General features: G+C 69.0%; 12 protein-coding genes. 9 read left to right on the top strand and 3 right to left on the bottom strand.

Translation table 11 applies throughout. The annotated features are described in order from the left end of the window. Positions 1 to 44: 44 nt before the first annotated feature. Positions 45 to 572 carry a phosphatidylglycerophosphatase A gene (locus ASF94_RS20355; RefSeq protein ID WP_056671000.1) on the top strand — a complete coding sequence of 176 codons (528 nt, stop codon included), beginning with the start codon at positions 45 to 47 and terminating at the stop codon, positions 570 to 572. Between the two features lie 45 nt (positions 573 to 617). Further along, on the top strand, positions 618 to 1,124 hold the full coding sequence (locus tag ASF94_RS20350) for a CinA family protein (RefSeq protein ID WP_056670998.1): 507 nt from the start codon (positions 618 to 620) through the stop codon (positions 1,122 to 1,124). Positions 1,125 to 1,134: 10 nt separating this feature from the next. Here ASF94_RS20350 and proC read toward each other — a convergent pair whose 3' ends face one another. From proC to ASF94_RS20335, 3 genes are all read right to left on the bottom strand, one after another. Continuing rightward, a complete protein-coding gene (gene proC / locus ASF94_RS20345) occupies positions 1,135 to 1,977 on the bottom strand; it encodes a pyrroline-5-carboxylate reductase (protein WP_056670995.1) in 843 nt (280 codons plus the stop codon). Between the two features lie 73 nt (positions 1,978 to 2,050). Then, the gene (glpK, locus tag ASF94_RS20340; protein WP_056670990.1) at positions 2,051 to 3,544 is read right to left on the bottom strand and encodes a glycerol kinase GlpK; all 1,494 of its coding nucleotides are present in this window, start codon (positions 3,542 to 3,544) and stop codon (positions 2,051 to 2,053) included. A gap of 191 nt (positions 3,545 to 3,735) precedes the next feature. Continuing rightward, entirely contained in the window at positions 3,736 to 4,509 is a 774-nt protein-coding gene (locus tag ASF94_RS20335; RefSeq protein ID WP_056670987.1) for a DeoR/GlpR family DNA-binding transcription regulator, read from the bottom strand. A 371-nt stretch (positions 4,510 to 4,880) separates the two neighbouring features. On the opposite strand from ASF94_RS20335, the gene ASF94_RS20330 reads away from it, so the two are divergent. The 7 genes from ASF94_RS20330 (at position 4,881) to ASF94_RS20300 (ending at position 12,977) form a co-directional block, all read left to right on the top strand. After that, a complete protein-coding gene (locus ASF94_RS20330) occupies positions 4,881 to 5,966 on the top strand; it encodes an ABC transporter ATP-binding protein (RefSeq protein WP_056670984.1) in 1,086 nt (361 codons plus the stop codon). A 1-nt stretch (position 5,967) separates the two neighbouring features. After that, entirely contained in the window at positions 5,968 to 7,053 is a 1,086-nt protein-coding gene (locus tag ASF94_RS20325; protein ID WP_056671150.1) for an ABC transporter ATP-binding protein, read from the top strand. A gap of 70 nt (positions 7,054 to 7,123) precedes the next feature. After that, a complete protein-coding gene (locus ASF94_RS20320) occupies positions 7,124 to 8,014 on the top strand; it encodes a carbohydrate ABC transporter permease (protein WP_056670982.1) in 891 nt (296 codons plus the stop codon). 75 nt (positions 8,015 to 8,089) lie between these two features. Continuing rightward, positions 8,090 to 8,902, top strand: a complete 813-nt coding sequence (locus ASF94_RS20315) for a carbohydrate ABC transporter permease (protein ID WP_056670979.1) — start codon at positions 8,090 to 8,092, stop codon at positions 8,900 to 8,902. A 149-nt stretch (positions 8,903 to 9,051) separates the two neighbouring features. Continuing rightward, a complete protein-coding gene (locus tag ASF94_RS20310; RefSeq protein ID WP_056670976.1) occupies positions 9,052 to 9,360 on the top strand; it encodes a DUF2160 domain-containing protein in 309 nt (102 codons plus the stop codon). A gap of 134 nt (positions 9,361 to 9,494) precedes the next feature. Continuing rightward, the gene (locus ASF94_RS20305; protein WP_056670972.1) at positions 9,495 to 11,228 is read left to right on the top strand and encodes an ABC transporter substrate-binding protein; all 1,734 of its coding nucleotides are present in this window, start codon (positions 9,495 to 9,497) and stop codon (positions 11,226 to 11,228) included. A gap of 156 nt (positions 11,229 to 11,384) precedes the next feature. Beyond that, positions 11,385 to 12,977, top strand: coding sequence for a glycerol-3-phosphate dehydrogenase/oxidase (locus ASF94_RS20300; protein WP_056670969.1), 1,593 nt, complete (start codon positions 11,385 to 11,387; stop codon positions 12,975 to 12,977). Positions 12,978 to 13,059: the final 82 nt, after the last annotated feature.

Below are 13,059 nucleotides of genomic sequence, written 5' to 3'. Positions count from 1 at the left end.
GGGCTACCATCGACCTTCATCCCCACCTGTCCTTCCCGCCACCCATGCCTTCCTCCGATTCCGCTCCTCGCATGGCGCCGCACGCGCTGCGCGGCTTCCTGCTGTCGCACCCCGCGCATTTCATCGCGCTGGGCCTCGGCAGCGGCCTTTCGCGCGTGGCGCCGGGCACGGTGGGCACGGCCTGGGGCTGGCTGGCCTATCTGGTGCTGCAGGCCTGGCTGGCGCCCCTGGCCATCGGCATCGTCATCGCCGTGTCGCTGGTGCTGGGCTGGTGGGCCTGCACGGTGGCGGCGCGCCACATGGGCGTGGCCGACCCGGGTAGCATCGTGTGGGACGAGATCGTCGCCATCTGGATCGTGCTTTGGCTGGCCATGCCCATGGGCTTCTGGGGGCAGCTGGCGGCGTTCGCGCTGTTCCGCTATTTCGACGCGGCCAAGCCGGGCCCGGTGCGCTGGGCCGACGGCTGCTTCAAGGGCTTCGGCTGGCGCGGCGGCTTCGGCATCCTGTTCGACGACCTGGTGGCGGCGTTCTGCACGCTGCTGGTCATCGCGCTCTGGCGCTGGTTCTGGTAAGCCACCGAGAGCTTTCATCCGGTTTTGCTATTAAAAGAAGAGCATATGCCCCTTGATAGTCAAGCGCTGCGGGCCGATTGGGCCGTTGATGTGAGCCGTCTCGCCGAGCTGCTCGCTGCCCGGGGCGGGATGCTGGCCACGGCGGAGAGCTGCACCGGTGGAATGATCGCCGCCGCCTGCACCGACCTGGCCGGATCCAGCGCCTGGTTCGAGCGCGGCTTCGTCACCTATTCCAACGCCGCCAAGACCGAACTGCTGGGCGTGCCCGCCGCGCTCATCGATGCCCACGGTGCCGTGAGCGAGCCGGTGGCCCGCGCCATGGCCGAGGGGGCCGTGGCCCGGTCGAGCGCTTCGGTGGCGGTGGCCGTCACCGGCGTGGCGGGGCCGGGCGGCGGCAGCGCCGACAAGCCGGTCGGCACCGTGTGGTTCGGCTGGTGCGTGGGCGGTGAAACCGTCACGCAGCAGTGCCGCTTCGACGGCGACCGCGCGGCGGTGCGCGCGCAGACGGTGGCGCATGCGGTGCGCCGGCTGGTGGCGCTGCTGGACCGCTGAGCGTCGGGGCTCAGCCGCCGAATTCGTCGCCCAGCTCGCGCGCCCGGTCCTTCGCGGCATGCAGCGCCTGCGCGAACTTCTGCGCCATGCCGCTCTGCTCCATCGAGGTGATGGCCGCATAGGTGGTGCCGCCCTTGGAGGTGACGCGCTGGCGCAGCACGGCGGGCGATTCGTCGGAACGGCGCGCCAGCTCGGCCGCGCCGGTGAAGGTGCCCACGGCGAGGCGGTGCGCCTGGTCGGCCGGCAGGCCCATCTCCACGCCGGCCTGCGTCATGGCTTCCAGGAAGAAGAACACATAGGCCGGGCCCGAGCCCGACAGCGCGGTGACCGCGTCCAGCTGCGCTTCCTGCGCCACCCACAGCAGGTCGCCGGTGCTGGCGAGCGTGCGCTCGACCAGCGCCCGGTCGGCCGCCGTGATGGCGGGGCGGGCGAAGAGGGCGGTCATGCCGCGCCCGATGAGGGCCGGCGTGTTGGGCATGGTGCGCACGATGCGCTCGGTGCCGAGCCAGGCGGCGATGCTGTCCGACCGGATGCCCGCCGCCACGCTCAGGTGCAGGGCGGCGCCGGTGAAGGGGCGCACCGCCGCAGCGGCTTCCTTGAAGGTCTGCGGCTTGACGGCCCAGACCACCAGTTCGGCGCGCTCCAGCGCCGGGCCGGCCTGTTCCAGCGCGGTGATGCCATGGTGCTGCAGCAGCGCGGCGCGGGCTTCGGCCCAAGGCTCCACCACGTCGATGCGGTCGGCCGGCACGCCCTGGCGGATCAGCCCGCCGATGATGGCGCTGGCCATGTTGCCGCCGCCGATGAAGGCGATGGCGGCGTGCGGGGCGGGGGCTGCGGAACGGGAGTCGGTCATGGTGCGCTGCGGTGGGTTGGAGGAAGACGCCGGATGGTAGCGCCAGCCTCCGCCCCCTCGATCGGCGGCCTGGTCAGTCCAGCGTGGCCTGGCGCACGGCGTGGTCCCAGCGCGCCATCAGCTCCTGCGCCCGGGCCTGGCCCAGCGTGGGAATGAACCGCCGCTCGGCCCGCCAGAGCGCAGAAAGGTCGGCCGTGCCGCCATAGACGCCGCTGGACAGGCCCGCCAGGTAGGCCGCGCCCAGCGCGGTGGTTTCCACCACGGCCGGCCGCACCACCGGAATGCCCAGCAGGTCGGCCTGGAACTGCATCAGGAGGTCGTTCACGCAGGCGCCGCCGTCCACGCGCAGCTCGCTCACCGGCGCACCGCCGGCGGCCACGGCGTCGCGGCTCATGGCCTGCAGCAGCGCGGCGCTCTGGTAGGCAATGCTTTCCAGCGAGGCGCGGGCGATGTGGGCGAGGGTGGTGCCGCGCGTCAGGCCGGTGATGGTGCCGCGCGCCTCGGGCTTCCAGTAGGGCGCGCCCAGGCCGGTGAAGGCGGGCACCATCATCACGCCGCCCGAGTCGGGCACGCTTTCGGCCAGCGACTGCACCTCGTTGCTCGACGAGATGGCGCGCAGTCCATCGCGCAGCCACTGCACCACGGCGCCGCCCACGAAGACGCTGCCTTCCATGGCGTATTCGGGCCGGTCGCCGGGCTGGGCGGCGGCGGTGGTGAGGAGGCCGTTGGCCGAGGCCTGGAAGCGGTCGCCCGTGTGCATCAGCAGGAAGCAGCCGGTGCCGTAGGTGTTCTTGGCCATGCCGGCGGAAAAGCAGGCCTGGCCGAAGAGGGCGCTCTGCTGGTCGCCCGCCACGCCGCCCACGCGGATGGCGTGGCCCAGCAGGTCGGGCGCCACGTCGCAGAAGTGGCTGGCCGAGGGCTGCACGGCGGGCATCAGCGCGCGCGGAATGCGCAGCAGCGCCAGCAGCTCGTCGTCCCACTGGTTGGTGTGGATGTTGAAGAGCATGGTGCGCGCCGCGTTGGTCACGTCGGTCACATGCACCTGGCCGTGGGTCAGCTGCCAGATCAGCCAGCTGTCCACCGTGCCGAAGGCCAGGTCGCCGCGCTCGGCCTGCTCGCGGGCGCCGGGCACGTGGTCCAGCAGCCATTGCAGCTTGGTGGCCGAGAAGTACGCGTCCACGCGCAGGCCGGTCTTGGCGTGGATGGTGGCTTCATGCCCCTGCTCGCGCAGCTGCGCGCAGGCGGGCTCGGCCCGGCGGTCCTGCCAGACGATGGCGTGGTGCACGGGCTGGCCCGTGCGGCGGTTCCACAGCACCGTGGTCTCGCGCTGGTTGGTGATGCCCAGGGCGCGCACCTCGCGCGCATGGATGCCGGCGCTGGCCAGCGCCTCGCGCGCCGTGGCCAGCTGCGTGCGCCAGATCTCCAGCGGGTTGTGCTCCACCCAGCCCGGCTGGGGGTAGATCTGCGGCAGCTCCTGCTGCGCCTGCGCCACGATGTGGCCGTGCTCGTCGAAGACGATGCTGCGGGAGCTGGAGGTGCCTTGGTCGAGTGCGAGCAGGTAGGTCATGGTGAGACAGTGTCAGGGGGGTGTCGTGCGACCAGCATAGGTCACTGCGGTGAGTGCGGGCGCGGCCCAGGCCGGCTACCGCCGCGCAAGGGCCGCCCCGCCGCGCTGGCGGTGTCCCTCGTCCCGCCGGGCGCAGTCCGGCGAGAGAAGGGGGAAGGCGCGCAGCGCCTCAGGGGGATGCATCGCATGCCTCAGGGGGATGCATCGCATGCAATGCAGTCCACGCCGGCATCGCGCAGCAGGGCGGGGAAGGGCTCGGGCGGCGGCGCGTCGGTGAACAGCCGGTGGATCTGCGCCAGCGTGGCGGCCTGCACCATGGCGGCGCGGCTGAACTTGCTGTGGTCGGCGGCCAGCCACACCTCGCGGGCCTGGGCGATGATGGTCTGCGCCACCTTCACCTCGCGGTAGTCGAAGTCGCGCAGCGTGCCGTCCGCCTCGATGCCGGAGATGCCGATGAGCGCGATGTCCACCTTGAACTGGCGGATGAAGTCCACCGCCGCCTCGCCCACGATGCCCCGGTCGCGCGAGCGCACCACGCCGCCGGCCACGATGACCTCGAACTCGGGGTTGCCGCTCAGGATGGCCGCCACGTTCAGGTTGTTGGTGATGACGCGCAGGCCGCGGTGCTGCAGCAGCGCGCGGGCGATGGCTTCGGTGGTGGTACCGATGTTCAGGATGAGCGAGCAGTCGTTGGGCACCTGGCTGGCCACGGCGCGGGCGATGCGGATCTTGCCGTCGGCATGCAGCGTCTCGCGCTGGGTGTGGCCGATGTTCTCGACGGTGGAGACCGGCATGCGCACGCCGCCATGGAAGCGCCGCACCAGCCCCAGCTCGGCCAGCCGCTGCACGTCGCGCCGCACGGTCTGCAGCGTCACGCCCAGGGTTTCGGCCAGGCCTTCGACGGTGGCGGACTGGCGGGTCCGCACTTCTTCGAGCAGGCGCAGCTGGCGGGGGTTGGTGTTCACGGGCGTGTCGGGAATGGGAATGAGGGGGCCAGAAAAAATCGGAAGAGTGGAGGGCGGGGAAGAGCGAATTTAGCGAAAGAGCGGAAGGACGAAAGAGGCGGCGCTGAGTTCCCAGGGCGCTGCGGACTCTGTCAGGCCTGGTCTGGGTCGCACGCCGCGCCGGACGGGCTGGACGTTGGACGTTGGACGGGCCCTGGGAGCACCTTCGATCCGTGCGCTTGCACTCTAAAGCGAAAGAAAACGAAGCGGTTGAGGGTAAACCTTGATTCGATACGATCAGAAAAGAACAAGAATCGCCGCGATCGAATAACTAGCCGAAGCCTTGCGCGCGTTCGCGCCGCGGCGATCGTCACAGAACAAGGGGTCGCTGCATGCAGCTGGCACTGGAGAGCATCAGCAAGAGGGTGGGCGCACAGACCTGGCTCCACGACATGGACCTGGCGCTGCAAAGCGGCGCGGTCACCGTGCTGCTGGGCGCCACGCAGGCGGGCAAGACCAGCCTGATGCGCATCATGGCGGGGCTGGACACGCCCACCGCCGGCCGTGTCCTGGTGGACGGCGCCGACGTCACCGGCATGCCCGTGCGCGAGCGCAACGTGGCCATGGTGTACCAGCAGTTCATCAACTACCCCTCGATGACGGTGGCGGACAACATCGCCTCGCCCCTGAAGCTGCGCGGCGACAGGAACATCGACGCCCGGGTGCGCGAGCTGGCCGAACGCCTGCACATCGACATGTTCCTGCAGCGCCTGCCGGCCGAACTCTCGGGCGGCCAGCAGCAGCGCGTGGCGCTGGCGCGGGCGCTGGCCAAGGGCGCGCCGCTGATGCTGCTGGACGAACCCCTGGTCAACCTCGACTACAAGCTGCGCGAGGAACTGCGCGAAGAACTCTCGCAGCTCTTCGCCGCCGGCCAGTCCACCGTCGTCTACGCCACCACCGAGCCGGCCGAAGCGCTGCTGCTGGGCGGCTACACCGCCGTGCTGCACGAAGGCCGGCTGCTGCAGTACGGCCCCACGGCCGACGTCTTCCACAACCCCCGCTCGCTGGACGTGGCCCGCGCCTTCAGCGACCCGCCCATGAACCTGCTGCCCGCGCAGGCGTCGGCCGGCGGCGTGCAGCTGCAGGGCGGGGCGCTGCTGACCTTGCCCATGGCGGCGACGGCGGCGGCTGTCGCCAGCGGCGCCGTCACCGCCGGCGTGCGCGCCAGCGCCCTGCGCGTGCAGGCCCGCCCGGGCGACCTGGCCTTCGCCGGCACCGTCGAGCTGGCGGAAATCTCCGGCTCCGACACCTTCGTGCACGTGGGCACCGCCGTGGGCAGCCTGGTGGCGCAGCTCACCGGCGTGCACCACTTCGAACTGGGGGCGCCGCTGGCGCTGCACCTGGACCCCGAGCAGGTCTATGTCTTCGGCGCGGACGGCCTGCTGGCCCGCGCGCCCGAGCGCCGGGGAGGGCGCTGAAATGGCACGCATCAGCCTCGATCTGGCGCATTCGTACAAGCCGAACCCGCAGCAGGACAGCGACTATGCGCTGCTGCCGCTGAAGATGGAGTTCGAGGACGGCGGCGCCTACGCGCTGCTGGGCCCCTCGGGCTGCGGCAAGACCACCATGCTCAACATCATGTCGGGCCTGCTGGTGCCCTCGCATGGCACGGTGCAGTTCGACGGGCGCGACGTCACGCGCGCCAGCCCGCAGGAACGCAACATCGCCCAGGTGTTCCAGTTCCCGGTCATCTACGACACCATGACGGTGGCCGAGAACCTGGCCTTCCCGCTGAAGAACCGCAAGGTGCCCGAAGCGCGGATCCGCCAGCGCGTGGGCCGCATCGCCGAGATGCTGGAGATGAGCCACCAGCTGGACATGCGCGCGGCGGGCCTGTCGGCCGACCAGAAGCAGAAGATCTCGCTGGGCCGTGGCCTGGTGCGCGAGGACGTGGCGGCGGTGCTGTTCGACGAGCCGCTCACCGTGATCGACCCGCACCTGAAATGGCAGCTGCGCCGCAAGCTCAAGCAGATCCACCACGAACTCAAGCTCACCCTGATCTACGTCACCCACGACCAGGTGGAGGCGCTGACCTTCGCCGACCAGGTGGTGGTGATGACGCGCGGGCGTGCCGTGCAGGTGGGCACCGCCGCGCAACTGTTCGAGCGGCCCGCGCACGTCTTCGTGGGGCACTTCATCGGCTCGCCGGGCATGAACTTCCTGCCCGCGCAGTCCGCCGGCGGGCTGCTGCAGGTCGCCGGCATCGCGATGCAGGGCGCGCCGGCCGGGCTGCACGGCCAGTGGCCCGAGGGCGCGCTGCAAGTGGGCATCCGCCCCGAATACCTGGCGCTCGCCGCCCCGCAGCAGCCCGGCGCGCTGGCCGCCAGCGTGGTGCAGGTGCAGGACATCGGCACCTACCAGATGCTCACGGCCCGCGTGGGCGAGCACACCCTCAAGGCCCGCTTCGCGCCCGAGGCGCCGTTGCCCGCTGCCGGCGAGACGGCCTGGCTGCAGGTGCTGGGCCCGCACACCTGCTACTACCGCAACGAGGAGCTGCTGGCATGAGCGCCGCCTTGCCGGGCCGCCCCCAGCCAAGCCAAGCTCGCGCCGCAGTGCGCGGCACGGAGGTCATTGAATGAGCGCCACCACCAAACCCGTGAACCAGAAGGCCTGGTTCCTGATCCTGCCCGTCATCATCTGCGTGGCCTTCTCGGCCATCCTGCCGCTGATGACGGTGGTCAACTACTCGGTGCAGGACATCATCTCGCCCGAACGCCGCGTGTTCGTGGGCACCGAATGGTTCGCCCAGGTCATGCGCGACGAGGAGCTGCACAGCGCGCTGCTGCGCCAGATCGCCTTCTCGCTGTCGGTGCTGCTGGTGGAGATCCCGCTGGGCATCTGCCTGGCGCTCGCCATGCCCGCGCAGGGCTGGAAGTCCTCGGCCGTGCTGGTGACCGTGGCGCTGTCGCTGCTGATCCCGTGGAACGTGGTGGGCACCATCTGGCAGATCTACGGCCGTGCCGACATCGGCCTCATGGGCCGCATGCTGCAGGAGGTCGGCATCGACTACAGCTACACCGGCAACGCGACCCAGGCCTGGCTCACCGTGCTGCTGATGGACGTGTGGCACTGGACGCCGCTGGTCGCGCTGCTGGCCTTCGCCGGGCTGCGCTCCATCCCCGATGCCTACTACCAGGCCGCGCGCATCGACGGCGCCAGCAAGTTCGCCGTCTTCCGCTACATCCAGCTGCCCAAGATGCGCGGCGTGCTGATGATCGCCGTGCTGCTGCGCTTCATGGACAGCTTCATGATCTACACCGAGCCCTTCGTGCTCACCGGCGGCGGGCCTGGCAACGCCACCACCTTCCTCAGCCAGTACCTCACCACCAAGGCCGTGGGCCAGTTCGACCTGGGGCCGGCCGCCGCCTTCTCGCTGATCTATTTCTTCATCATCCTGCTGCTGTGCTTCGTGCTCTACAACTGGATGCAGCGCGTGGGCACCCAGCAGCCCGAGGTGGGGCATTGATGCCTGCCATCTTGATCAAAAGAGCCACTGGCGCCCGTATCTGCTGGGCCTATAGCTATCAAAGGTGTAGCAATCATGACTGAGCGCCGCTTCCGCAAACGCACGATCTTCCTGCTGGCGTACCTGGTCTTCGCCCTGCTGCCCATCTACTGGATGGTCAACATGAGCTTCAAGACCAACGCCGAGATTTTGTCCACCTTCACCTTCTGGCCCCAGCACTTCACCTGGGACAACTACAAGACCATCTTCACCGACGAGTCCTGGTACTCGGGCTACATCAACAGCCTGATCTACGTGGCGATGAACACGGTGATCTCGCTGACGGTGGCGCTGCCGGCGGCCTATGCCTTCAGCCGCTACCAGTTCATGGGCGACAAGCACGTCTTCTTCTGGCTGCTCACCAACCGCATGACGCCGCCGGCCGTGTTCCTGCTGCCCTTCTTCCAGCTCTACACCACCGTCGGCCTGATGGACACGCACATCGCCGTGGCGCTGGCGCATCTGCTCTTCAACGTGCCGCTGGCCGTGTGGATCCTGGAAGGCTTCATGAGCGGCATCCCGCGCGAGATCGACGAGACCGCCTACATCGACGGCTACAGCTTCCCGCGCTTCTTCCTCACCATCTTCCTGCCGCTCATCAAGGCCGGCGTGGGCGTGGCCGCGTTCTTCTGCTTCATGTTCAGCTGGGTCGAGCTGCTGCTGGCGCGCACGCTCACCAGCGTGAACGCCAAGCCCATCGTGGCGACCATGACGCGCACGGTGAGCGCCTCGGGCATGGACTGGGCGACGCTGGCCGCTGCGGGCGTGCTGACCATCGTGCCCGGCGCCATCGTCATCTGGTTCGTGCGGCACTACATCGCCAAAGGCTTCGCCATGGGGCGGGTCTGAGCGCACGAGGAAAGAAACCATGAATCCATTTGCTTTGGCCCAGAGCCTGCGCGCAACGCCGGGCCCGCAGCAGCCGTGGAACGGGCTTGGCCCGGCCACTGGCTGCGTCCCCCTGGGGGGCAGCGCCGCAGGCGCTCAGGGGAGTCACCATGTTTGATTGGATGGCCTGGACCACCCCGGTGGCCGTGTTTTTTGTGTGCATCGTGCTCATGCTCGCCGGCATGGCGGTGTGGGAGGCCAAGTCGCCCACCACCTTGCGCAAGGGCTTCCTGCCCATCGCCACCACGCGCGGCGACCGGCTCTTCATCGGGCTGCTCTCGGCGGCGTACGTCAACCTGATCTTCGTGGGCCTGGGTGCCAAGTTCGCCGAGTGGTTCAAGCTGGGCCAGGAGCCCTCCGTCTGGATCAGCTTCGTGCTGTCGATGGCCCTGCTGGCGCTCGTCATGCGGCGGGGCTGATGGGCGGCTGACGGCTGACGGCTGACGGCTGGCCGATGTTTTCGTGTGCCGTGCGGCCCCCCGTTCCCCGGGGCCGGCGGCGGGTAGCAATGGCAGCAGGGGACGAGACACACCGACTAACAAGGAGACTAGTCATGAAGATGCGTTTGACCGCCCTGGCGTTCGCCGCCACGGCCCTGATGATCGGCCAGGCCAGCTGGGCCGGCGAGGCTGAGGCCAAGAAATGGATCGACAGCGAATTCCAGCCATCGACGCTCAGCAAGGACCAGCAGATGGCCGAGATGAAGTGGTTCATCGACGCTGCCAAGAAGCTGCAGGGCAAGGGCGTGAAGGAAATCTCGGTGGTGTCCGAGACCATCACCACCCATGAATACGAATCGAAGACGCTGGCGAAGGCGTTCGAGGAAATCACCGGCATCAAGGTGAAGCACGACCTGATCCAGGAAGGCGACGTGGTCGAGAAGCTGCAGACCTCCATGCAGTCGGGCAAGTCGATCTATGACGGCTGGATCAGCGACTCCGACCTGATCGGCACGCACTACCGCTACGGCAAGATGATGAACCTGACCGACTACATGGCCGGTGCGGGCAAGGAATGGACCAACCCGGGCCTGGACCTCAAGGACTTCATCGGCACCAAGTTCACCACGGCGCCCGACGGCAAGCTCTACCAGCTGCCCGACCAGCAGTTCGCCAACCTGTACTGGTTCCGTGCCGATCTGTTCGAGCGCAAGGACATCAAGGACAAGTTCAAGGCCAAGTACGGCTACGACCTGGGCGTGCCGCTGAACTGGAGCGCCTATGAAGACATCGCCGAGTTCTTCACCAACGACGTGAAGCAGATCGACGGCAAGCCCATCTATGGCCACATGGACTACGGCAAGAAGGACCCGTCGCTGGGCTGGCGCTTCACCGACGCCTGGCTGTCAATGGCGGGCACGGCCGACATCGGCGCGCCCAACGGGCTGCCGATCGACGAATGGGGCATCCGCGTGGCCGACGACAAGTGCACCCCCGTGGGCGCATCGGTGTCCCGCGGCGGCGCGACCAACTCCCCGGCCGCCGTCTACGCGCTGACCAAGTACGTCGACTGGATGAAGAAGTACGCGCCCAAGGAAGCCATGGGCATGACCTTCGGCGAGTCCGGCCCGGTGCCCGCGCAGGGGCAGATCGCCCAGCAGATCTTCTGGTACACCGCCTTCACCGCCGACATGGTCAAGCCCGGCCTGCCGGTGGTGAACGCCGACGGCACGCCCAAGTGGCGCATGGCCCCCGGCCCGAACGGCCCGTACTGGAAGCAGGGCATGCAGAACGGCTACCAGGACGTGGGTTCCTGGTCGTTCTTTAATGGCCATGACGCCAACAAGACGGCAGCCGCCTGGTTGTACGCCCAGTTCGTGACGGCCAAGACCACCTCGCTCAAGAAGACGCTGGTCGGACTGACCCCCATCCGCGAATCCGACATCCAGTCCAAGGCCATGACCGATGCGGCGCCCAAGCTGGGCGGCCTGGTGGAGTTCTACCGCAGCCCCGCCCGCGTGGCATGGTCGCCCACCGGCACCAACGTGCCCGACTACCCCAAGCTGGCCCAGCTGTGGTGGAAGAACGTGGCGCAGGCCGTGACCGGCGAGAAGACGCCGCAGGGCGCGATGGACACGCTGGCCGACGAGATGGACCAGGTGATGGCCCGTCTGGAACGCGCCGGCATGGCCCACTGCGCGCCCAAGCTCAACCCCAAGGGCGACCCCAACAAGTGGCTGAGCGACAAGCAGGCGCCGTGGAAGAAGCTGGCGAACGAAAAGCCGAAGGGCGAGACCATCGCCTACGACAAGCTGCTGCAGGCCTGGAAAGACGGCAAGACCCGCTGAGCAGCGAGCGGACGGTGACGGGGCGCGATGTCCTGCTCGCCGTCCGTTTCTCCTCGGAGGAAGCTTTCCGGCGGGCGGCACCGCCAGCCCTCCGGAAAGCGCGACAATTAAGGGTTAACCCCTAAGAAAACACCGAACCATGGACAATTCCGCCCTATGAACGACCACTCCGCCGCTCCGCTTCCCACCGTCCGCTCCGCACTGCTGGCCCGCCTGGCCGAGCCGGTGGCCTATGACCTGGCGGTGATCGGCGGCGGGGCGACGGGGCTGGGCGTGGCGCTGGACGCGGCAGCGCGCGGCCACCGGGTGGTGCTGGTGGAATCGCACGACTTTGCGAAGGGCACGTCCTCGCGCGCCACCAAGCTGGTGCATGGAGGCGTGCGCTACCTGGCCCAGGGCAACATCGCCCTGGTGCGCGAAGCCCTGCACGAACGCACGACGCTGCTACACAACGCGCCGCACCTGGCGCAGCCGCTCGCCTTCGTCATGCCTTCCTACAAGTTCTGGGAAACGCCGTTCTACGGCGTGGGCCTGAAGATGTACGACGCCCTCGCCGGCAAGGCGGGCCTGGGCGCCACGGAATTCCTGGGCCGCGCAGAAGCCCTGCGCTGCCTGCCCACCGCCCGGCCGGACGGCCTCAAGGGCGGTGTCAAGTATTGGGACGGACAGTTCGACGACGCCCGCCTGGCGCTGGCGCTGGCGCGGACTGCCGCCGCCCAGGGCGCGCTGCTGGTCAATTACTGCCCGGCCCGCGAACTGATCCACCAGGGCGGCAAGGTCGCCGGCCTCGTCTGCGAAGACGCGGAAACGGGCCAGCGCTTCGAGATCCGCGCCCGCTGCGTGGTCAATGCCACCGGCGTCTGGGTGGACGGCCTGCGCCAGCAGGACGGCGAGGCCACCGGCCATCCCGTGCGGGCCATGGTGGCGCCCAGCCAGGGCGTGCACGTGGTGGTCGACCGGGAGTTCCTCCCTTCCGACCACGCGCTGATGGTGCCCAAGACGGCCGACGGCCGCGTGCTGTTCGCCGTGCCGTGGCTGGGCAAGCTCATCCTGGGCACCACCGACAGCCCGCGGCAGGACCTGGCGCGCGAGCCGCTGGCCCTGCGCGAAGAGGTTGCCTTCATCCTGGAGGAATCGGCGCGCTACCTGCGCCGGGCGCCGACGGCGGCAGACGTGCGCAGCATCTGGGTCGGTCTGCGCCCGCTGGTCAAGCCGCAGGAAGACGATGGCAACACCAAGGCCATCAGTCGCGAACACACCGTGGCGGTGGGCCGCAGCGGGCTGGTCACGGTCACTGGCGGCAAGTGGACGACCTACCGCGCCATGGCCGAGGACGTACTGCAGAAATGCGTGGAGGCAGGCCTGCTCACGGGCGGCGCACCGTCCCGGACGAGCGACCTGCCCGTGGTGGGGGCCCCCACCGCCGGCGTGCAGCATCGCCTGTGCGAGCACCAGGGGCTGCATTCCTACGGCACCGAGGCGGCCGCTGTGGCGGCGCTGCCCGGCGCGGGGGTGGAGCTGGCGCCCGGGCTGACCGAAGCCATGGTCCGCTTCGCCGTCCGCCACGAGTACGCACGCACGGTGGAAGACGTGCTGGCGCGCCGCTGCCGGCTGTTGTTCCTCGATGCCCGCCAGGCCGCGCAGGTGGCGCCGGCCGTCGCTGCGCTGCTGAGGGAAGAGGTGGGCACCGACCCGCAGCTGGAGGCCTTCTTGGCGCTGGCGCAACAGTACGCCACGGTTCCCGCCTGACAAGGCGCTTGACTCGGCTGCTGAATTCTTCGACAATCGAGGGCTTCGCGTTAATTAGCGTGAAGTTTCTGCCCAGACGGAA

Origin of the sequence: Acidovorax sp. Leaf160 (assembly GCF_001424265.1) — a bacterium.
Classification (GTDB): Bacteria; Pseudomonadota; Gammaproteobacteria; order Burkholderiales; family Burkholderiaceae_C; genus Paracidovorax.
This window is presented reverse-complemented; position numbering and strand designations above follow the sequence as displayed.

What these genes read in the sequence shown, in the direction of transcription:
- ASF94_RS20350 (WP_056670998.1), top strand. Translation starts at nt 618, where the DNA reads ATGCCCCTTGATAGTCAAGCGCTGCGGGCCGATTGGGCCGTTGATGTG.
- ASF94_RS20310 (WP_056670976.1), top strand. Translation starts at nt 9,052, where the DNA reads ATGTTTGATTGGATGGCCTGGACCACCCCGGTGGCCGTGTTTTTTGTG.
- ASF94_RS20300 (WP_056670969.1), top strand. Translation starts at nt 11,385, where the DNA reads ATGAACGACCACTCCGCCGCTCCGCTTCCCACCGTCCGCTCCGCACTG.
- ASF94_RS20355 (WP_056671000.1), top strand. Translation starts at nt 45, where the DNA reads ATGCCTTCCTCCGATTCCGCTCCTCGCATGGCGCCGCACGCGCTGCGC.
- ASF94_RS20325 (WP_056671150.1), top strand. Translation starts at nt 5,968, where the DNA reads ATGGCACGCATCAGCCTCGATCTGGCGCATTCGTACAAGCCGAACCCG.
- ASF94_RS20315 (WP_056670979.1), top strand. Translation starts at nt 8,090, where the DNA reads ATGACTGAGCGCCGCTTCCGCAAACGCACGATCTTCCTGCTGGCGTAC.
- ASF94_RS20330 (WP_056670984.1), top strand. Translation starts at nt 4,881, where the DNA reads ATGCAGCTGGCACTGGAGAGCATCAGCAAGAGGGTGGGCGCACAGACC.
- glpK (WP_056670990.1), bottom strand. Translation starts at nt 3,544, where the DNA reads ATGACCTACCTGCTCGCACTCGACCAAGGCACCTCCAGCTCCCGCAGC.
- ASF94_RS20305 (WP_056670972.1), top strand. Translation starts at nt 9,495, where the DNA reads ATGAAGATGCGTTTGACCGCCCTGGCGTTCGCCGCCACGGCCCTGATG.
- proC (WP_056670995.1), bottom strand. Translation starts at nt 1,977, where the DNA reads ATGACCGACTCCCGTTCCGCAGCCCCCGCCCCGCACGCCGCCATCGCC.
- ASF94_RS20320 (WP_056670982.1), top strand. Translation starts at nt 7,124, where the DNA reads ATGAGCGCCACCACCAAACCCGTGAACCAGAAGGCCTGGTTCCTGATC.